We start from the raw sequence: 16,057 nt of genomic DNA on the forward strand, positions 1-16,057 counted from the left end.
GGGACGGAGCGTGTCCCTCCGGCAGGGATGATTCGACGGACGCTCCGGATCGAGGTGGGTATCGATGGATGAAGACGTGCTCGACTCCGTGCAAGCGGTGATCGACGACCACGACTTTCTCTCCTGGCTCGGCGTCGAAGTCACGGAGTTCGAGGAGGGCCGGGCCGTGTTGTCGATGCCCCACGACCAGAAACTCACGAACATCGTCGAGGGGTCCCGCGGGACAATCCACGGCGGTGTGACCGCCTCGCTCGTCGACACCGCGAGCGGGTTCGCGCTGCGGACGACGTTTGCTGACCCGACGGCACCGGCGCTGACGACGACGGATCTCGACGTGACGTATCTCCGACCGGCGCGGAGCGACCTCACCGTCGAGGCGGAGGTCGTCCGCGCGGGGGAATCGATGGGATTCACCGACGTGACAGTCTTCGGTGAGACGCCCGGCGGTGAGCGAAAGGCGGTCGTCAAAGGGTCCGCGAGCTATCGGCTGTTCAGAGAATCGCAGTAAGCGAACTCGGGGTTACTCCTCGGCGGTCGCCGAGAGGTCCTCGAGCACCTCGGGGTCGGTTCGGAACTTGAGGACGTTGTGGACCACCGAGTTGCGGATGTTGTGGATCACTTCCCCGTGCTCCTTGTAGAAGTCGTGGATCCACTTCGACTCCGCTTCCCGGTCTGGGAACATCATCACCGACTTCCACTGGTACTCCCCGTCGGAGAGGAAGTAGAAGATGGTGTGTTCGTCGTCGCGGATGTCCTCCATCGCCTCCCGCCAGCCGTCCTCGAAGGCGGTCGGGTCGATCTTGAACTCGAACAACCCGAAGATGAAATACTCCTCGTTGGGGATGATCGCTTCCCGGAAGACGCCCTGTTCGCGCATTCCGCGAATCGATTCGCTGACGGTGACGTGCGAGACATCGATCCCGTGGTCCTCTTCGAGGATGCGGGCCAGATCCCGCGAGGAGAGCTGTGGATCGCGCGACAGCTCCCGCAGGATCAGAATATCCCGCTCCTTGAATTCCCAGTCCGGGGCATCATCGTCGTTCATGATTTGACCAACTGTGTCTTCCTACCCAAGGTTTTCGGTCAGGAACGCCTCCAGATGCTCGACGTACTCTTCGGGGCGGTCGTACGGCACCCAGTGGTAGGCCTCCAGTTCGACCATCTCGCCGCCGAGATCGTCGACCAGGCGTTCGCCGTACTCGATGGGCTGGAACGTGTCTTCGCCGCCCCACAGACAGAGCAACTCCGTGTCGATCTCGTCGTAATCCAGCTCGGTCGTGTGATTCGTGTTCGTCGAGACCGCACAGCGGGACAGCGACGTGACGCCCTCCTCGCTGAGCCACGGCGCGACCATCCCCTCGACGAACTCGGGATCGGCCTCGTCCTCGTAGACGCCGGCCTCGAAGGCCCCACCGACCTGTTGTTCGATCTGCTCGACCGGCGCGTCTGCGGTCTCCGGGAGGCCGAGGTCGCTGATGAACTCGACCGGCCAGGAGTCGTAACAGACCGCGTTCGACATGACCAGCCCCGCGACGCGGTCGGAGTTGTGAGCGGCGTAGCGCAACGCGACGCCGCCGCCGATGTCGTGGGCCGCGAGGACGACGTCGCCGTCGACGAGGTCGTCGATCAGCTGTTCGAGCATCTGCTCCTGGGCACGGATCGAGCGGTCGAAACCGTCCTCCATCGAGGAGTTTCCGTACCCGAGCAGATCCGGCACGATCACGCGGCGGTCGGAGCCGACCTCGGGGGCGATGTCACGCCAGAGATACGACCACGTCGGAATCCCGTGGACGAAGATCACCGGTGGCTCCTCGCCGCCCTCGAACTCGTAGTACGCGGCGGTCAGGTCGTGACCGTCGACGGTGACCGACAGTTCGTCCTGACCCTCCGACCACTGTTCGTGATCCATGGATTAGATGATCTGGTCTGCGATGATGTTCTTCTGGATCTCGCTGGTACCCTCGTAGATCTTGGTGATCCGGGCGTCTCGGTAGTAGCGTTCGACGGGGTGATCCGTGACGTAGCCGGCACCACCGTGGACCTGGATCGCCTCGTCGGCAATTTCGACAGCGTTCTCGCTTGCGAAGTACTTCGCCATGCTGGCGAACTTCGTCGCGGTCTGCTCGTTGCCGGCCTCGACCTGGGAGGCTGCGCGGTAGGTGAGCGAGCGAGCGGCTTCGTTCGTCGCCGCCATGTCGGCCAGTTTGTGCCGGATGGCCTGGTACTCGCTGATCTTCTGGCCGCCCTGCTCGCGCTCTTTGGCGTACTCCAGTGCGGCGTCCAGCGCGCCCTGGGCGGCACCGACCGCCTGTGCGGCGACGCTGGTTCGACCTGACGCGAAGAAGTCCATCAGCTGGTAGAAGCCCTTGCCTTCCTCGCCGATGATGTGCTCCTCGGAGACGCGAACGTCGTTGAGCATGACCTCCGCGAGGTCGGAGGCTCGGATGCCGAGCTTGTTGTCGATCTTCTCGGTCTCGACGCCGTCTTTGTCCATCTCGACCAGGAAGGCCGTGATGCCCTTGTGACCCGCGCCGGGGTCGGTCTTGGTCATACAGACACCGACGTCCGCGACGGTGCCGTTGGTGATCCACATCTTGTTGCCGTTGATGACGTACTCGTCGCCGTCCTTCTCGGCGGTCGTCTCGATCCCGGCGACGTTCGAGCCGTGTGCCGGCTCGGAGATCATCGAACAGGAGGCTGTCTCACCGGCCGCGATCTTCGGCAGCCACTCCTCTTTCATCCACTCTTTCCCGTACTTCGTGATCATGCTGGATCCGAATCCAGCGCTCCCGACGGCGCTACCGATACCGGGGTCCGCGCGCCAGAGCTCCTCGGTCACGATGGAGGAGGCCAGCGAATTCATCCCGGCACCGCCGTACTCGACGGGGATGTTCGGCGCGACGAAGTCGTTCTCCGCGGCCTTCTTGCGGATCTCTTCGGGATACGTGTGGTTCTCGTCGTACTCGCGGGCGACGGGCTTGATCTCCTCTTCACCAAACTCGCGCACCGCCTTTCTAATCATTCGGTGCTCGTCGGACAGTTCGAACGACATATACGGCCTTTACACTTCCATTGTAAAATAAATTCTGGACGAGTTTTCATCCGTTAATAGGAATTTGTTACGCGTCGAAATCTCGTTACCGACATCCGATACCATATTTCAGATTCGTCCCAAATCTGTGGTCCCGGTCGCGCCTGGCAATTCTCGGGGCGGTCGTCCGATCCGATCACCAGCGGGAGTTCTGTCAATCCTGAACGCTTAAGAGGATCGTTGAATTACGGGGCGAAGGATGGACTCCCCGAGTACGTCACAATCACAGACGGAGATCCACCGGATCGAGATCGGTGTCGACTGGCCGCCCGGCCACGTCGCCGCGTATCTGATCGACGCCGACGAACCGATCCTCGTCGACGCGGGGATGGACGGCGAGGAATCCGCGACAGAGTTCGAGGCGGGACTTTCCGAGGCGGGATACACGCTCGCGGACATCGACCACCTTGTTCTCACGCACCCGCACGTCGATCACATCGGACAGGTCAACGCCGTCCGCGAGGCGGGGTCACCGACGGTGTACGCCCCTGTCGGTGCGCGTGCGCGACTGTCACGAGATGTCGACGACCTCGGCGCGACGGTCAGACGACACGCGTCCCGCGCGGGACTTCGCGGCGAGATGCTCGATACGGTCGTCGAACAGTCGGTCAACTCTCTGGAACGAAACCGGACGTTGCTCGATCCCGACACCGTCGATGTCTGGATCGAAGACGGCGACGAGGTTCCGGTCGGGGGGGTCACCTTTCGGGCGATTCACACGCCCGGCCACCAGGCCGATCACCTCTGTTACGATGTCGACATCGACGGTGAACAGATCCTGTTTTCCGGTGATATCCTGCTGGAGCCGTTCCGGTCGGTGATGATTCACACCGGCCTCGACACCGGAGTCGAGGACGCCGTCGAGGCGTTTTTCACGGCCCTGGATCGCCTCGATAGCCTGGGGCCGCGGCGCGTCTTCCCGGGCCACGGCCCGACCCACGACCGCCTCCACGAGACTGCGACACGCTCCCGTGAGAATATCGAGGAGATGCTGGCCGGCGCGCGAGCGGTCGTCGCCGACGGGGGGACGACAGTTCTCGAACTCGCACAGAAGCGCTCCGGCGACAGGAACTTCCACTACGTTCTCCCGGAGGTCTACAGTGCACTCTCACACCTGGAGGCCGAAGGAGAGGTGCAGTCCCGCGTCGAGGACGGCATCAGCTACTACTTCGTCGACTGAGGCGAGCGCCGAGGAGCAGACCGAGCATGACGACCGGGACCGCCACGGGACCGAACGCGTTGCCGTCCCCGCTGTCGTCCGTCGAGGGTGCTGATGCGCTGGTGTCGTCACTCGACTGCTCCGAGGACTGATTCGTCGAGTCGTCCGCGGACGCCGGCTCGACAGTTACGGCCACTGTGTCGGTCGTATTCCCCGAGCCGAAGGTGTACGTGCCGGGCTCTTCGATCCGGACGACGACGCTGACCTCCTCGGTAGCAGTTCCGTCGAGTCGAACCCTCGAATCGGTGAATCGCCGTCCGTCGCGGGTTAAGCCGATGCTCCCCGCCGCCGGCCAGGCCGCTTCGTTGGTCACCGTCGCCGAGAGTCGAACCGCGGCTCCCGCACTGATGGTCGACCTGTTGACAGACAGCGACTCGACTGTCGGGGTCGCCGGCCGGATGACCTGCACGTCGAGCACGCGCTCCCCGACCGCGAGGCGTACGGGGCCGGGGGCCGTGAACGTGTACGCGAACTCGATGCGGCGCTGTTCGCCGGCGTCGAGCGTGCCCGTGGTCGTGCTGACGACGGACCCGTCCGCGAACAACCGAGCGGTAAACGTCCCGGGTCGGCCGCCGAAGTTCTCCGCGAGGACGGCGAATCGAACTGTCTCTCCGGGGACGACCGGTTCTCCCTCCGCCAGCCGTCGGTCCCTGTACGGACCGCTGACGTCGACTCGGTCGTCCGCCGTCGACAGCGTGATACGGGCGGGCTCGGGCGGTTCTGCGAAGGCCGTCTCGTGGGCCGCCTGATCCCACATCGCCGGACGATCCGTCGTCGTCGTCCACCGCTCGGCGCGGGCCGCGACGGTCTCCCCCGCCGTCTCGGCGATCACCGACTGGAGATCGGTCCGATTCAGGACGGTCGCGCGGCCGTTGAACCGTCGAAAGACGGCCTGGAGGGACTTGTTACTGGCAGTTTGGCGACGAATGCGCCTGTCGAGTTCGCCCGCGACCAGCGCCCCGACGTGGTACTGCGCGGTGCCCTGCCAGGTCGCCGGATCGGCCAGGATCGACCCGCCGAACTGCTCGCTCGTCCCGACCGCCAGTCGGCGCCGGAAGCGCTCGAAACTGATCGATCCCTGATCGAGAGAGAGCAGTGCCGCGTAGTAAGTCGCCCCGCCCTCGGTCAGCCAGCCCAGGTCGCTCGCCGCCGCCCAGTTCTGGCGGGTGTGGACGTACTCGTGGAGCCAGACGTTGTCCGCGTCGGCGAGTCGCTCCCTGTCACGAACCCACATATCCGCCGGACCGGTCTGGAGCCCTCGAACCCCCCAGTCGATGTTGTCCGACGGCGTGGCGATCACGAACACCGTCTCGTCCCGGTCACCGACCCGGAGTTCGTCGGACGCCGCCGACAGCGAATCGAACAGCGCAGCGGGGGATTCGGACAGGCTCGCTGCCGCGGGGACGATGAGCCTGAACCGCTGGCCGTGGGCGTTGTGAGTGAACTCCTCGTACGCGCCGAGATACGCCATCACGTCACCCGCGGCACCGGGTCCGTCGACGACCGTCTCGCGCTCGAATCCGACGCTGTCGGGCTCCCGCCAGCCCCAACTGTGTCCGGTCGCGGGTTGGGAGACGACTCCCCAGGCACCGACGTCGGCGTAGACGAGCCGTCCCGGTCCCGCGATGGGTCCGGTCCTGTCGAGCGACTCGTTCGCCTGGACCGCGTAGGCGAGCGTCGGTCGCCGCGTCGTGCCGTCCCAGCGATACGTGTGATCGTCCTCCCGGACGAACCCGTCAGCGGAGCGAACGACCGACGACGCCGGCAGCGTCACGCGCAGTAGCGCCGCCTCCGTGGGCATCTCGTAGCGGTGTCGGGCGAGATACTGTCCCCGCTGCTCCGGCAGGCGGGCCAGTTCCTGCGTGAGTGTGATCGTCGTCTCTCCGGGCACCTCCTGCGCACCCCGTTCCGTGTCGAACTCCGTCGAGTCCGTGACCAGTTTCGGGTCCTCCGGCGAGGAGTCGGCGGCCGCGCCGCCGGTAGACAGCACGAGAATGTCCCCAAACAGCAACAGAAACGCGGCGCCGCGGGACGCGCGGGTGAAATCCATACGGTATGCAGTGGCTACCGGTAGTTAGTCCTGCCGGCGGCCGCGAGCGATCACAGGTCCCGAGCGACTCGCAGCTCCGTGTCGGTGATCGTTGCGACGCTGTCGGCCGGCACCTCGATGTCGTCCTCGCCGGCGTCACCGAAGCCCAGCCCCTGGATGACGGAGTTCGCGACGCTCGGCTCCGGATCGACGAACGCGACCTGTTCTTCCGGATCGACCGCCGTGACGACGCCGATCTCTTCGCCCTCGATATCGATGAGCACTTTGCCCTCGTCCTGCGTCGACAGAACTGTCATACTCGCTTCTTGTTCCAACGGACACAAAAAGCCCGGCGGCGCGTTTCACGGTGGGAGGCGCGACGGCAGATGGACGGACTCGGTGACGGTACACTCATACTGGTGGTGAGAGAACGTCCGGATATGTTGGAGCGGATCCGTGATCTCGGTCCGGTCGTGTTGGTTCCCGCGGCGTGGGCCGCGACGGCGGCGAGCGTGCTCGGCGCGCTCGGTTCGGACGGAATGCTCATCGCCCACGCGGTGATGGTGATGTTCATCACCTTCTTCGCCGTCACTGGCTGGTCCGCGATGTCCGACGGGGCCTTCCGGGCCTGGCGGCTCGTGATGGTCGTCGGGATTCCTGTCACGCTCGCCGGATTAGCCGGCTTCTTCGTCCCGGAGTTCGACCGCCTCCTGTTCAGCGTGAGCCTCGTCGGGTGGATGGTGTTACCCGCCGGGGGACTCGCGTACACCGGCCGAGAGGTGGCTCCGGCCCGACGGTTGTACTTCCTGACGGCGGGGCTGTCGGCGCTGGGTGCCGTGGTGGCGACTGGTGGACTGCTCGCCGGCGAACAGGGCGTGCTACTGGTCGGGATCGCATTCGTCGGGGTCGGTCAGACGGTCGGGATCGCCGACGCTTCGTACCGGGACCGGTAGGACGGCTACACGGAGGCACCTGACTCGACCAGGGCCTTCGCCTTGGCCCGGGACTGCTCGACAACCGCAGGTCGGGCCTCGAACTCCATGACCACCTGGTCGCCGTACTCGACGGTGTCGACGTGGGCGTTGTCGTGGATCCAGGAGACGACGCTCATCGTCTCGTCAGTCATCGGCATCACGAGTCGCTCGCGTTCGAGATCCGGGAGTTCCCGGTGAATTCGCTCGCGAAGCGCGTCGATGCTCTCGCCGGTCTTGGCGCTGATGACGACCGGATTCGGCGCGAGCGCCGACAGCGCCGCTTTCGTCTCCCGGATCTCCTCGTCGTCGACCTTGTCGCACTTGTTGAGAACGGTGACGATAGGGGCCTCGTTGCGCTCGTACAGCGTGTCGTGGCTCGTCACGATCTTCTCGCGGATCTCCTCGATCGGTTCGCTCACGTCGACGACTAATAACACGAGATCCGCGCGGTAGACGGCATCGAGCGTCGATTTGAACGATTCGACGAGCCAGTGTGGGAGATCGGAGATGAACCCCACGGTGTCGGTGACGAGCACGTCCCGGCGGTCGAAATCGGCCTGGCGGGTCGTCGTCCCCAGGGTCGTGAACAGCCGATCCTCGGACTCGGCGGTCGTGTCCAGATCCGGGTGGATGTCTTCGTTCTCGTCGACGGAGAGATCGGCCGCGAGTCGGCGCAGCAGCGTCGACTTGCCGGCGTTCGTGTAGCCGGCGAGCGCGACCAGATCGAAACCCGACTCCCGGCGCTGTTCGCGGCGGTGCTGGTCGGTCTGTTCGATCTGGTCGAGTTCCTCGCGGATCCGCGCGATCTGGGCTTTGATGTCGCGCTCGCGGCTCTCGTCGTACTCACCGAGGCCCATGAAGCCGGGCCGCTCGTCGCGCTTGGCCAGACTCGCCTTCGCCTCCGCGCGCGGCAGTTCGTAGCGGAGTTGTGCGAGTTCTACCTGTAGCTGTGCCTTTCGAGTCTGTGCCCGCTGTGCGAAAATCTCCAGAATGAGCCGGAAGCGGTCGATGACGCGGACTCCCTCGGGGAGTTTGTTGCCGATGTTGAACGTCTGGTACGGACCGAGTTCGTTGTCGACGATGAGTGCCGTCGCGTCCGCCTGCACGACCCGCTCGGCGATGCTCTCGACTTTTCCCTCTCCGAAGTGAAATGCCGGATCCTCTGTTCGCGTCTGCGTGACGACATCCTCGACGGCGTAGCCGGCCGCGCGCGCTAACTCGGTGATCTCGTCGGTGTCGGCTTCCCCCGCGTCGACACGCTTCGCGACGACTGTCCGTTCTGGCGTTCCTGTCACTTGCTCACACGTATGTCGTGATCACATATAAACCCAAAGTCCACCCCTCGGGCGTTACCGAGTGTCGAGGTCGTCTTCGTCCTTGATGATCTGCGTCTCGGCCTCGCCGCTCGAGACCTCGTTGACCAGATCGTAGAACTCGTTTTGCATCCCGGCGGGGAACTCGACGACGCCGATCCAGGAGCCGTCAGGCTGCCACTCCTCGCGCTGGAGGTCGCCGAACTCGCGGATCTTCGCCTGGCCGCTGCCGGCGTAGTCCGCAGGCAGGTTCGCCGCGACGGTGATCGTGTCGAAGCGGATGGGGATCACGGGCCGCAACGCGTCGAGCGCGTCGTCTACCTGTGACTCGACCGGTTCCATCGGATCGATCCGGAAGTCGGTCTCCTCCAGCGCCGACTCGATCCGATCCGGGGGGTGGGGAGCGTCGTCCATCTGTGGGTTGACCGCGTTGCGCGCGATCCGGTTGATGAGCTGTCTGCGCTTCTGTTCTTTCATCTCCTTGCGCTGCTCGGCGGTGATCTGGATCTCCCCCTCCCTGACCACCTCCGGGATGATCTCCAGCGGATCAGTCGTGCCGAAGACCTCCTCCAGAGCGTTCTCCGCCGGTCGATCGCCTCGCGAGGCGTCCTCGAAGACGTCCTCCGCCGCGATGACATCCTCCAGGTCGCCGTCGAACTCGCCGCGTTTGATTGCCAGGGCGGCGTCCGGGTCGACGAGCACCTCGAACCGCTCCCCGTGGGATTCGAGTCGTGCCGTCACCGCTTCGTCAAGCGATATCATACCCGGATGTACTTGTGGATGCGTTAAGTTTGTTGTGACAGCGGTCAGGCGAGCCAGGCGTCCTCGATCTGGAGCGTACCGCGGGTTCCGTCGAACTCGGTCTCGTAGTCGAGTTCGATCCGTCGGTCCATGTGCGGCCCGTCCTGAACGAGCGTCTCGAACTCGCCGCCCTCTCCGAGGGGGTGTACACCGTACTCCTCGCTGAGTTCGACGAGATCGGCAATCGCGTCGGCATCGAGCGTGCGACCGAGCCAGGACTCGTCGAGTCCGCCCGCCGCGACCCGGATGATCGTGATCTCGAACCCCGCGGTCAGCATGTCGGCGGCGATCTGTTTCGGGTCTCGTCCCCACAGCGGCGCGAAGGTCTCGATACCCAGTCGCTCGCTCATCGCCTCGACCCGGGAGTTCTGAAACTCGCTTTCGACGGCCCCGACGGTGACGCCGCCGACGCCGCCCGGAAGGTCGTCGTCAAGATCGGTCAGCGCCTCCTCCAGGACCGCCAACTCGGCGTCTCCCTGTTCGCTCGCGTCGGCTGTCTCCGCCGCGTTGAAGTCGTCGGGCCGAACGTCGACGAGTTCGATCCCGATGCTCTCGGCGGCCAGCGAGGCGAGTTCGGTCGCCGGAACGTGGTACATGTACGAGTCGCCGTCCGGGTGGACAGTGAGCAGTCGCTCGACGGGCAACCCCTCCTCGAGTGCACGATAGAGCGCCCACGAGGAGTCTTTCCCGCCTGAAAACAGACTCACCCAGGCGTCGCCAGTCATACCGAGTATTGCCGGCTGGCGGATTTACGCTTGCCGGTTCGGCAACAACACATTCATTGATCGTCCTGCGCTCTGTTCTGCTATGCGGCGACGACGGTATCTCGGGGCCGCCGCGGGAGTGGCCCTCAGCGCCCTGGCTGGCTGTTTCGGCGGTTCCGAGACCAACAGTCCGCGGTCGGTCGTCCGCGCGTATCTCGAAGCCGAACACGACGGCGATGCCGGGGCGATGGCCGACCTGCTACACAGCGCATCCCCGCTCGATCCGACTGCCGGCGACACCGAGATCGAACAGCGATCGCTGCAGATCGACGAGATACTCGTCGAGGCGAGGAATCTCTCCCGGGAGCGGATCGCGTCACTCGATATGCGGTTGCCCGAGGAGACGATCAGCGCGATTGCCGACCGAGAGAACGCGCTGGTCGATGCGGCCTACGAGGCCGAACCGCCGGAGACGGACGGCGGCGGAGAGACGGTCAGCGGTCGGGTGGCCGTCGAGAACACGTATCTCACTGCCACCGAAGACGGGAAGTGGTTCGTCGTCGCCTTCGAGGTCGTCTGAGGCCCGTCACTTCGCGACGGTGATCGTCACCGCGCCACAGCAACACTCGTACGCCCGCCGCTCTCCCGCCGGTGTCTCGTAGACGATCAACGGGTCCGAAAGCGCGTTCGAGCAGCCGTCGCCGCCACAGGTCTGTGAGAGGTCTCTGAGCATACTCGTCGGTTCCGGCGGAGGATACGTTAAACCGAGCCAGCCCCGGAGTGAAAGTGAAAGTGAAGCTCAGAGCCGGTGACGAAACGCCCCGAGGGTCGGGAAGGTGAGCGTCTCACCGGCGTCGGCGTCTCGGACGACCGGCGCGAGCGCGTCGGCGTCGGTCACGAGCGGAGACATGAAATCGGCGGCAGACATGTCGTTGATCCGGACGCCCCGGACCAGTTTGTTGAACGACGGGAGCATCACCAGGTCCGCGCCCCGATAGATCTCTTCACCGGCGAGTACACAGGCTCGCCGTCTCCCCTCGATGTCGATTGTCGGGTGGTCGTGGCCGACGATGTACCGGTCGGCCTCGGCCTCCGGTTCGACGTGGCCGTGGCAGACGACCGTGTCTCCGAGGCGGTACTCCTCCTCGACCGGGCCGGACCAGACGGCGTCCAGAAGTGTGTCGTGGTTCCCCGGGGTGACGACGATACGTGCGCCGACGTCGCGGGCCGCACGCCTCAGCCCCGAGAGCGTGTCTCTGACCGGACCGGGGACGGTCTCGAAGGAGTGTAACAGATCGCCGGCGACGACGACCTCCTCCGGGTCGAGGTCGGCACACAGCGACTCGAACCGCTCGACCATCTCCTCGCCCTCACCGACGGGGAGTTCGACGTTCGAGGCCGCCCCTCTGCCGACGTGGAGGTCGGCGACGACGAGCGTGTCGCCGACGGAGATAGCCAGGTCGTGGACCGTCACTCCCGAGAGTGCGCCCATACGCTTTGGTTGTGCGCGGACGATCAAAGGGGTGCCGACCCGCGGCGAGGGTCAGATGAGCAGCGTGAGCGCGACGATGTGCAGGCTCGAAAACGCGAGGGCGAGGGTGATCGGTAACGCGGGCGTCGAGGTCCAGAGCAGCGAGTAGTCACCCGACGGGTTCCCCCGGTACAGCGTCCCAACGGCGTCGATTGCCGCGTAGACGACGAAGACGAGAAGGGACGCGGACAGAATCGTCACCCCAACATCGGGGTCGACAACGATGCCGACTGCGAGTCCGATCGGGGCGACGACGCCGGCCTGGATGAGATCGCCCGCGGCGGCGAACCGCCGTTCGTGTTCGCGGTCGGGATCGTGGCGGCGATACGCCGACCGGTACTGCTGGAGGCGCGTCGGTCCGACCCACTCCTCGCCGTCCCGGAGCGCGACGTACCGGGGCAGGTACGGCGTTACCAGTTTGATCTCGTCGCGCGGGATGCCAGTGATCCGCCGACCGGCGTAGTAGTGTCCGAGTTCGTGGATCAGGATGATCGCCCAGATGAGGAGAAATGCGAAGACGGTAGTACCGACCATACCGGACGGGACGAGCGCGAGCATATCGGTGCTCGGAGTTCCCGCATCAAGAATCCCTCCGTTCCGGACATGAAAAGTTATGCGCACGGCGTGGTCTCATTAGGGTATGCCATCGTTCTCACATCGTGTCGAACAGGTCTCGATCAGCGGCATCCGCGAGGTGTTCGAGGCGGCCGGCGAGGACGCCATCAACCTCGGTCTCGGCCAGCCGGATTTCCCCACGCCCGACCACGCCCGGGAGGCTGCTGTCGAGGCGATTCGGGAGGGGAAAGCCGACGCCTACACCTCGAACAAGGGGACCGAATCCCTCCGGGAAGCGATTGCCGAGAAACACGCCCGCGACAACGACCTCGATGTCGATCCGGAGGACATCATCGCCACCGCGGGGGGTAGCGAGGCGCTGCACATCGCTCTCGAAGCACACGTCGACCCCGGCGAGGAGGTCGTCTTCCCCGATCCTGGTTTCGTCTCCTACGAGGCGCTGACACACATCGCAGGTGGCACGCCCCGGCCGGTTCCGCTCCGAGACGACCTCACCCTGGACCCGGCGACCGTCGAGGAGGCGATCACCGACGACACCGCCGCGTTCGTCGTCAACAGCCCCGCGAACCCCACCGGTGCGGTCCAGTCGACCGACGACATGCGGGAGTTCGCACGGATCGCGGACGAACACGACGTGCTCTGTCTCTCCGACGAGGTCTACGAGTACCAGATCTTCGAGGGGGAACACCGCTCGCCGGCCGAGTTCACCGACGGGGGCAACGTCGCCGTCGTCAACGCCTGCTCGAAGGCCTACTCGATGACCGGCTGGCGACTCGGCTGGATCACCGCCTCGACCGACCGGATCGAGCGGATGCTTCGGGTCCACCAGTACGGACAGGCCTGTGCGAGCGCGCCCGCGCAGTACGCGGCCGAAGCCGCGCTGACCGGCCCGCAGGACGTGGTCGAGGAGATGCGCTCGGCCTTCGAGCAGCGCCGGGACGTGCTGCTCGACGGACTGGATTCGATGGGCATCGACTGCCCGCGTCCCTCCGGGGCGTTCTACGCGATGCCGAAAGTGCCGGACGGATGGGTCGACGAAGTGATCGACCGCGGGGTCGTCGTCGTCCCCGGTGAGGCGTTCGGTGACCACGGGGAAGGCTACGCGCGCATCTCGTACGCGACCGACATCGAGACGATCAAGGAGGCGCTCGAAATCATGGCCGAGGCGACCGAGGCCGTTCGGTGAGTCCCGGGTCCGACAGAACAATACTCCTCCGATCCAACTAGGGGTATGGATCGACTCGCACCCCAGCACGTTCCGATCTACGAGAGCGGATCACAGCGGCGCTCACTCTGGGAGGAGTGTGCGAACGAGGATCGGCCGGTCGTCGGAATCCGTGATGCCCGTCGCGGTTACATCGTCCGGTACGATCTCCAGCATCTCGATGCCGAACTCTCCCGGTCCGCGCTCCGGGATCTCAGAGCCCGAACCCGCGCCCAGCGGACGTATCCGACCGGTTCGACCGACTCCTACCCGGCGGGGACGGATCCGATCTCGGCGGCCGAGGGCGTCGGCGGCGAGGCCGGACCCGTCTCGGGGGAGTTACACGCCGACACGGAGACCGAGGCGCGGGAACTGGCCTCGCGGCTCTCCGAAATCGTCTTCGAGAGCGAGCGCTGGCGGTGAACCTCTACACAGGTACGGCGTCACGAGTTCGGGGTTAGACGAGGTTCTGGAAGGCCTCGGCCGGTTCGTCGAACTCCATCACGGTCTCGTCGAGGTCGTCCTTGAGCGACTCCGCGCGTTCTTTGATCTGTTGGACCTCCTCGGACTCTTCGAGTTCCTGGGTCGGCTTTTCCTCTTCGAGCAGCCCGATTTTGGTGTTGAGTTCGAGAAACTCGTCGACCTGTTCGTCGTATTCGCTGGCGGCGAGTTGGTTCTGGATCGCGTCGTGAAGGTCGTCTCTGTCGACCGGTTTCTGGAGGTAGTCCTCGAACGGCATCTCGACGATGTCGAAGTCGGGATCCACCGCCGTCACCATGATAACTCGGCAGTCGAGTTCGCGCTCTCTGATCTCATCGAGCACTTCGTCGCCCGAGATGACCGGCATCCGCCGGTCTAGCAACACCACGTCGACAGACGAATCGACGGCATCGAGCGCCTCCTCGCCGCCGTAGGCCGTACGGACATCGTACTCCCGCTGGAGTTGTGCTGTGTACGCGTCCGCGACGGCTGTTTCGTCGTCCACGACCAGTACGGTCGTGTCATCCTCTGCAGCTCCCATACCTGAACAGTTTGTTGCCGGTGGTTTGTACCTACCGATCCATTATCAGTAGTGAAAATTGGAACCCGTCAATTTATGTCGGTATCGACGCCGATGTCCTCCTTGATCGCTGTTTCGAGGTTCTTCAGTTCCGAATCAATATTCTTTTTGAAAAATCGCTCCACCCCCGGAACCCGCCCGTCCACGCTGAAGGAGTTCCGGAGTTCGGTGACTCCGTCGACCTCCTCGAGTTCGTGTTCTCCGACGACGCGGAAGGCCTTGGAGTTGCCGACGAACTCGACGTACTCCGGCGGGGTTCGCGTTCGCTCTTCTGTCTCGATGCGGATCGTCCGGTCACTGAGCGGGATGGGGAGCGAGACGTGCCAGACGGCGCGGCCGTCTTCGAGCAACTCGAAATCCTGGACGACGCTGATGGGCCGTGCTCGCTTCTCCGGGTCGTCGATGAACTCCCAAACGCGCTCTCGTGAGGCCGGAATCTCCACAACTCGCTCCGCGCGAACAACCATACCACCCGTTACGGGTACGCGAATAAAAGCCTAGCTCCGGGTGACTCGCCAGGTCGTCGACCGGGCGCGGCCCCACTTCTCGATCTCGACGTCGTCGGACTGTTCGTCCAGTTTCGGTAGGCGTGCGCCGACCTGCTTCGAGGACAGTCCGAGCTGGTTCGCAATCGTCTTCGAGCGGATATACTGTTCGCCCCGGGAGACGCTCTCCCGCAGATAATCGAGGATCTCTCGATCCGTCTCACCGAGTTCTGTCATTAGACGAACCTACGTGTGCGAGCGTCTTAAATTTGCAGTTACGAACGGTTCTTGCGCGGGCGATCAGTCGTAGAGATGGACGGCGGCGACGGCGATGCCGGAGGCCAACAGCGCGACCGTGAGGAAGACTCCGGAGAGCAGTTGCAGTGTCTCGTCGTGCTCCGCGAACGACATGTACGAGCTACCGGCCATGGCAATCGCGCCGAGGGCACCGATTGCACCGAACGTTAACACGAGTCCTTTGCCGAGATCGGAACTCTGCGTCGTCTCTGCCATATCGGTGCTTTTCGCGGTCGGTACTTAACGAATGCGATTGCCCTACCGGCCCAGCCACCAGCCGGCGGCCACCCGCCAGGGAGTGATGAACACCGCGCCGAAGACGATGTTCACGAGCAGGAAGGTCAGCGGTGCGTTGCCGGGGACGAGGCTCGTCGAGCGGATCAGCCCGGCGATCAGTGCCGCTCCCGTCCAGACGACGAGCACCGTTGGGACCAGTCGCTTGAGATTCCGGACCGTACTCGGGACGAACAACCCCGCTGGGACCGCTACCACCAGCCATCCGACGACGGCTGGCATCGTGATCAGGACGGTCCGGGCCGGTGCCTCCCAGAAGACGTAGCCGTGGGAGATCTGTCCCGTCGCGATGAACGCGAACAGGACGAGCAGATCCCCGAGCAGGACGGCAGCCATCGACGACGATGTCGGGAGCTTGGCGCGGAGCAGCGGTCGCATCTGTTGTCCGTAACTCATTGTTTGTGGTTATCTACGGGTCAGTTCGGCCTGTTTACGCTTTTATGTATCGCTCCCGGTGCGCTGACCGACAGCCGCCTGTC

The 16,057-nt window shown here is 64.6% G+C and carries 22 protein-coding genes; 6 read left to right on the forward strand and 16 right to left on the reverse strand.

Going from position 1 to position 16,057, the window contains the following annotated elements; all coding sequences use genetic code 11:
* The first annotated feature begins 64 nt into the window (after nt 1–64).
* Nucleotides 65–508, forward strand: a complete 444-nt coding sequence (locus tag GRX03_RS12785; protein ID WP_159764613.1) for a PaaI family thioesterase — start codon at nt 65–67, stop codon at nt 506–508.
* Nucleotides 509–520: 12 nt separating this feature from the next.
* Here the strand turns inward: GRX03_RS12785 and GRX03_RS12790 are convergent, their stop codons facing one another.
* The 3 genes from GRX03_RS12790 to GRX03_RS12800 are packed head-to-tail and all read right to left on the reverse strand — an operon-like array spanning nt 521 to nt 3,052.
* Nucleotides 521–1,045 (reverse strand): Lrp/AsnC family transcriptional regulator, encoded by a 525-nt coding sequence (locus tag GRX03_RS12790; RefSeq protein ID WP_159764614.1) that lies wholly within the window; start codon nt 1,043–1,045, stop codon nt 521–523.
* Between the two features lie 21 nt (nt 1,046–1,066).
* Nucleotides 1,067–1,909: an alpha/beta fold hydrolase gene (locus GRX03_RS12795; protein WP_159764615.1), complete on the reverse strand. Its 843-nt coding sequence runs from the start codon at nt 1,907–1,909 to the stop codon at nt 1,067–1,069.
* Between the two features lie 3 nt (nt 1,910–1,912).
* A complete protein-coding gene (locus GRX03_RS12800) occupies nt 1,913–3,052 on the reverse strand; it encodes an acyl-CoA dehydrogenase family protein (RefSeq protein WP_159764616.1) in 1,140 nt (379 codons plus the stop codon).
* Nucleotides 3,053–3,290: 238 nt separating this feature from the next.
* On the opposite strand from GRX03_RS12800, the gene GRX03_RS12805 reads away from it, so the two are divergent.
* Nucleotides 3,291–4,271 (forward strand): MBL fold metallo-hydrolase, encoded by a 981-nt coding sequence (locus tag GRX03_RS12805; protein WP_159764617.1) that lies wholly within the window; start codon nt 3,291–3,293, stop codon nt 4,269–4,271.
* On the opposite strand, the gene GRX03_RS12810 is transcribed toward GRX03_RS12805, so the two are convergent.
* Nucleotides 4,249–6,360 (reverse strand): hypothetical protein, encoded by a 2,112-nt coding sequence (locus tag GRX03_RS12810; RefSeq protein WP_159764618.1) that lies wholly within the window; start codon nt 6,358–6,360, stop codon nt 4,249–4,251. The two genes, GRX03_RS12805 and GRX03_RS12810, sit on opposite strands and share 23 nt — an antisense overlap.
* Before the next feature lie 50 nt (nt 6,361–6,410).
* The gene (locus GRX03_RS12815; protein WP_159764619.1) at nt 6,411–6,656 is read right to left on the reverse strand and encodes a hypothetical protein; all 246 of its coding nucleotides are present in this window, start codon (nt 6,654–6,656) and stop codon (nt 6,411–6,413) included.
* 123 nt (nt 6,657–6,779) lie between these two features.
* Between GRX03_RS12815 and GRX03_RS12820 the strand changes: the two genes are divergently transcribed.
* The gene (locus tag GRX03_RS12820; RefSeq protein ID WP_159764620.1) at nt 6,780–7,292 is read left to right on the forward strand and encodes a hypothetical protein; all 513 of its coding nucleotides are present in this window, start codon (nt 6,780–6,782) and stop codon (nt 7,290–7,292) included.
* A 5-nt stretch (nt 7,293–7,297) separates the two neighbouring features.
* Here the strand turns inward: GRX03_RS12820 and hflX are convergent, their stop codons facing one another.
* The 3 genes from hflX to GRX03_RS12835 are packed head-to-tail and all read right to left on the reverse strand — an operon-like array spanning nt 7,298 to nt 10,152.
* On the reverse strand, nt 7,298–8,608 hold the full coding sequence (gene hflX / locus GRX03_RS12825; protein ID WP_368278425.1) for a GTPase HflX: 1,311 nt from the start codon (nt 8,606–8,608) through the stop codon (nt 7,298–7,300).
* Between the two features lie 54 nt (nt 8,609–8,662).
* Nucleotides 8,663–9,388: a ribosome assembly factor SBDS gene (locus tag GRX03_RS12830; protein ID WP_159764621.1), complete on the reverse strand. Its 726-nt coding sequence runs from the start codon at nt 9,386–9,388 to the stop codon at nt 8,663–8,665.
* Between the two features lie 44 nt (nt 9,389–9,432).
* Nucleotides 9,433–10,152, reverse strand: a complete 720-nt coding sequence (locus GRX03_RS12835; RefSeq protein WP_159764622.1) for a diphthine--ammonia ligase — start codon at nt 10,150–10,152, stop codon at nt 9,433–9,435.
* Nucleotides 10,153–10,234: 82 nt separating this feature from the next.
* Between GRX03_RS12835 and GRX03_RS12840 the strand changes: the two genes are divergently transcribed.
* Nucleotides 10,235–10,711 (forward strand): hypothetical protein, encoded by a 477-nt coding sequence (locus GRX03_RS12840; RefSeq protein ID WP_159764623.1) that lies wholly within the window; start codon nt 10,235–10,237, stop codon nt 10,709–10,711.
* A gap of 6 nt (nt 10,712–10,717) precedes the next feature.
* Here the strand turns inward: GRX03_RS12840 and GRX03_RS16590 are convergent, their stop codons facing one another.
* From GRX03_RS16590 to GRX03_RS12850, 3 genes are all read right to left on the reverse strand, one after another.
* Nucleotides 10,718–10,864: a hypothetical protein gene (locus GRX03_RS16590; protein WP_201289235.1), complete on the reverse strand. Its 147-nt coding sequence runs from the start codon at nt 10,862–10,864 to the stop codon at nt 10,718–10,720.
* Between the two features lie 66 nt (nt 10,865–10,930).
* The gene (locus GRX03_RS12845; protein WP_159764624.1) at nt 10,931–11,623 is read right to left on the reverse strand and encodes a metallophosphoesterase; all 693 of its coding nucleotides are present in this window, start codon (nt 11,621–11,623) and stop codon (nt 10,931–10,933) included.
* Nucleotides 11,624–11,674: 51 nt separating this feature from the next.
* Nucleotides 11,675–12,220 carry a hypothetical protein gene (locus GRX03_RS12850; RefSeq protein WP_159764625.1) on the reverse strand — a complete coding sequence of 182 codons (546 nt, stop codon included), beginning with the start codon at nt 12,218–12,220 and terminating at the stop codon, nt 11,675–11,677.
* An 82-nt stretch (nt 12,221–12,302) separates the two neighbouring features.
* Between GRX03_RS12850 and GRX03_RS12855 the strand changes: the two genes are divergently transcribed.
* Together GRX03_RS12855 and GRX03_RS12860 are read left to right on the forward strand one after the other, a co-directional pair.
* Nucleotides 12,303–13,424 carry a pyridoxal phosphate-dependent aminotransferase gene (locus GRX03_RS12855; RefSeq protein ID WP_159764626.1) on the forward strand — a complete coding sequence of 374 codons (1,122 nt, stop codon included), beginning with the start codon at nt 12,303–12,305 and terminating at the stop codon, nt 13,422–13,424.
* Between the two features lie 45 nt (nt 13,425–13,469).
* Entirely contained in the window at nt 13,470–13,865 is a 396-nt protein-coding gene (locus tag GRX03_RS12860) for a hypothetical protein (RefSeq protein ID WP_159764627.1), read from the forward strand.
* A 34-nt stretch (nt 13,866–13,899) separates the two neighbouring features.
* Here the strand turns inward: GRX03_RS12860 and GRX03_RS12865 are convergent, their stop codons facing one another.
* The 5 genes from GRX03_RS12865 to GRX03_RS12885 all read right to left on the reverse strand — a co-directional run bounded on the left by GRX03_RS12865 (nt 13,900) and on the right by GRX03_RS12885 (nt 15,974).
* On the reverse strand, nt 13,900–14,463 hold the full coding sequence (locus GRX03_RS12865) for a response regulator (RefSeq protein ID WP_159764628.1): 564 nt from the start codon (nt 14,461–14,463) through the stop codon (nt 13,900–13,902).
* A 68-nt stretch (nt 14,464–14,531) separates the two neighbouring features.
* Complete coding sequence (locus GRX03_RS12870; RefSeq protein WP_159764629.1) at nt 14,532–14,969, reverse strand: SRPBCC family protein; 438 nt, start codon at nt 14,967–14,969, stop codon at nt 14,532–14,534.
* 30 nt (nt 14,970–14,999) lie between these two features.
* Nucleotides 15,000–15,224, reverse strand: a complete 225-nt coding sequence (locus GRX03_RS12875) for a DUF7123 family protein (protein ID WP_159764630.1) — start codon at nt 15,222–15,224, stop codon at nt 15,000–15,002.
* 63 nt (nt 15,225–15,287) lie between these two features.
* Nucleotides 15,288–15,500, reverse strand: a complete 213-nt coding sequence (locus tag GRX03_RS12880) for a hypothetical protein (protein ID WP_159764631.1) — start codon at nt 15,498–15,500, stop codon at nt 15,288–15,290.
* A gap of 42 nt (nt 15,501–15,542) precedes the next feature.
* Nucleotides 15,543–15,974 (reverse strand): DUF3054 domain-containing protein, encoded by a 432-nt coding sequence (locus GRX03_RS12885; RefSeq protein ID WP_159764632.1) that lies wholly within the window; start codon nt 15,972–15,974, stop codon nt 15,543–15,545.
* Between the last annotated feature and the right edge of the window lie 83 nt (nt 15,975–16,057).

It is taken from the genome of Halovenus carboxidivorans (assembly GCF_009831575.1).
Taxonomy (GTDB): domain Archaea; phylum Halobacteriota; class Halobacteria; order Halobacteriales; family Haloarculaceae; genus Halovenus; species Halovenus carboxidivorans.

Bases quoted from the DNA above. Each gene is read 5' to 3' on its own strand.
- GRX03_RS12785 (WP_159764613.1), top strand. From the start codon at position 65: ATGGATGAAGACGTGCTCGACTCCGTGCAAGCGGTGATCGACGACCAC.
- GRX03_RS12790 (WP_159764614.1), bottom strand. From the start codon at position 1,045: ATGAACGACGATGATGCCCCGGACTGGGAATTCAAGGAGCGGGATATT.
- GRX03_RS12795 (WP_159764615.1), bottom strand. From the start codon at position 1,909: ATGGATCACGAACAGTGGTCGGAGGGTCAGGACGAACTGTCGGTCACC.
- GRX03_RS12800 (WP_159764616.1), bottom strand. From the start codon at position 3,052: ATGTCGTTCGAACTGTCCGACGAGCACCGAATGATTAGAAAGGCGGTG.
- GRX03_RS12805 (WP_159764617.1), top strand. From the start codon at position 3,291: ATGGACTCCCCGAGTACGTCACAATCACAGACGGAGATCCACCGGATC.
- GRX03_RS12810 (WP_159764618.1), bottom strand. From the start codon at position 6,360: ATGGATTTCACCCGCGCGTCCCGCGGCGCCGCGTTTCTGTTGCTGTTT.
- GRX03_RS12815 (WP_159764619.1), bottom strand. From the start codon at position 6,656: ATGACAGTTCTGTCGACGCAGGACGAGGGCAAAGTGCTCATCGATATC.
- GRX03_RS12820 (WP_159764620.1), top strand. From the start codon at position 6,780: ATGTTGGAGCGGATCCGTGATCTCGGTCCGGTCGTGTTGGTTCCCGCG.
- GRX03_RS12830 (WP_159764621.1), bottom strand. From the start codon at position 9,388: ATGATATCGCTTGACGAAGCGGTGACGGCACGACTCGAATCCCACGGG.
- GRX03_RS12835 (WP_159764622.1), bottom strand. From the start codon at position 10,152: ATGACTGGCGACGCCTGGGTGAGTCTGTTTTCAGGCGGGAAAGACTCC.
- GRX03_RS12840 (WP_159764623.1), top strand. From the start codon at position 10,235: ATGCGGCGACGACGGTATCTCGGGGCCGCCGCGGGAGTGGCCCTCAGC.
- GRX03_RS16590 (WP_201289235.1), bottom strand. From the start codon at position 10,864: ATGCTCAGAGACCTCTCACAGACCTGTGGCGGCGACGGCTGCTCGAAC.
- GRX03_RS12845 (WP_159764624.1), bottom strand. From the start codon at position 11,623: ATGGGCGCACTCTCGGGAGTGACGGTCCACGACCTGGCTATCTCCGTC.
- GRX03_RS12850 (WP_159764625.1), bottom strand. From the start codon at position 12,220: ATGCTCGCGCTCGTCCCGTCCGGTATGGTCGGTACTACCGTCTTCGCA.
- GRX03_RS12855 (WP_159764626.1), top strand. From the start codon at position 12,303: ATGCCATCGTTCTCACATCGTGTCGAACAGGTCTCGATCAGCGGCATC.
- GRX03_RS12860 (WP_159764627.1), top strand. From the start codon at position 13,470: ATGGATCGACTCGCACCCCAGCACGTTCCGATCTACGAGAGCGGATCA.
- GRX03_RS12865 (WP_159764628.1), bottom strand. From the start codon at position 14,463: ATGGGAGCTGCAGAGGATGACACGACCGTACTGGTCGTGGACGACGAA.
- GRX03_RS12870 (WP_159764629.1), bottom strand. From the start codon at position 14,969: ATGGTTGTTCGCGCGGAGCGAGTTGTGGAGATTCCGGCCTCACGAGAG.
- GRX03_RS12875 (WP_159764630.1), bottom strand. From the start codon at position 15,224: ATGACAGAACTCGGTGAGACGGATCGAGAGATCCTCGATTATCTGCGG.
- GRX03_RS12880 (WP_159764631.1), bottom strand. From the start codon at position 15,500: ATGGCAGAGACGACGCAGAGTTCCGATCTCGGCAAAGGACTCGTGTTA.
- GRX03_RS12885 (WP_159764632.1), bottom strand. From the start codon at position 15,974: ATGAGTTACGGACAACAGATGCGACCGCTGCTCCGCGCCAAGCTCCCG.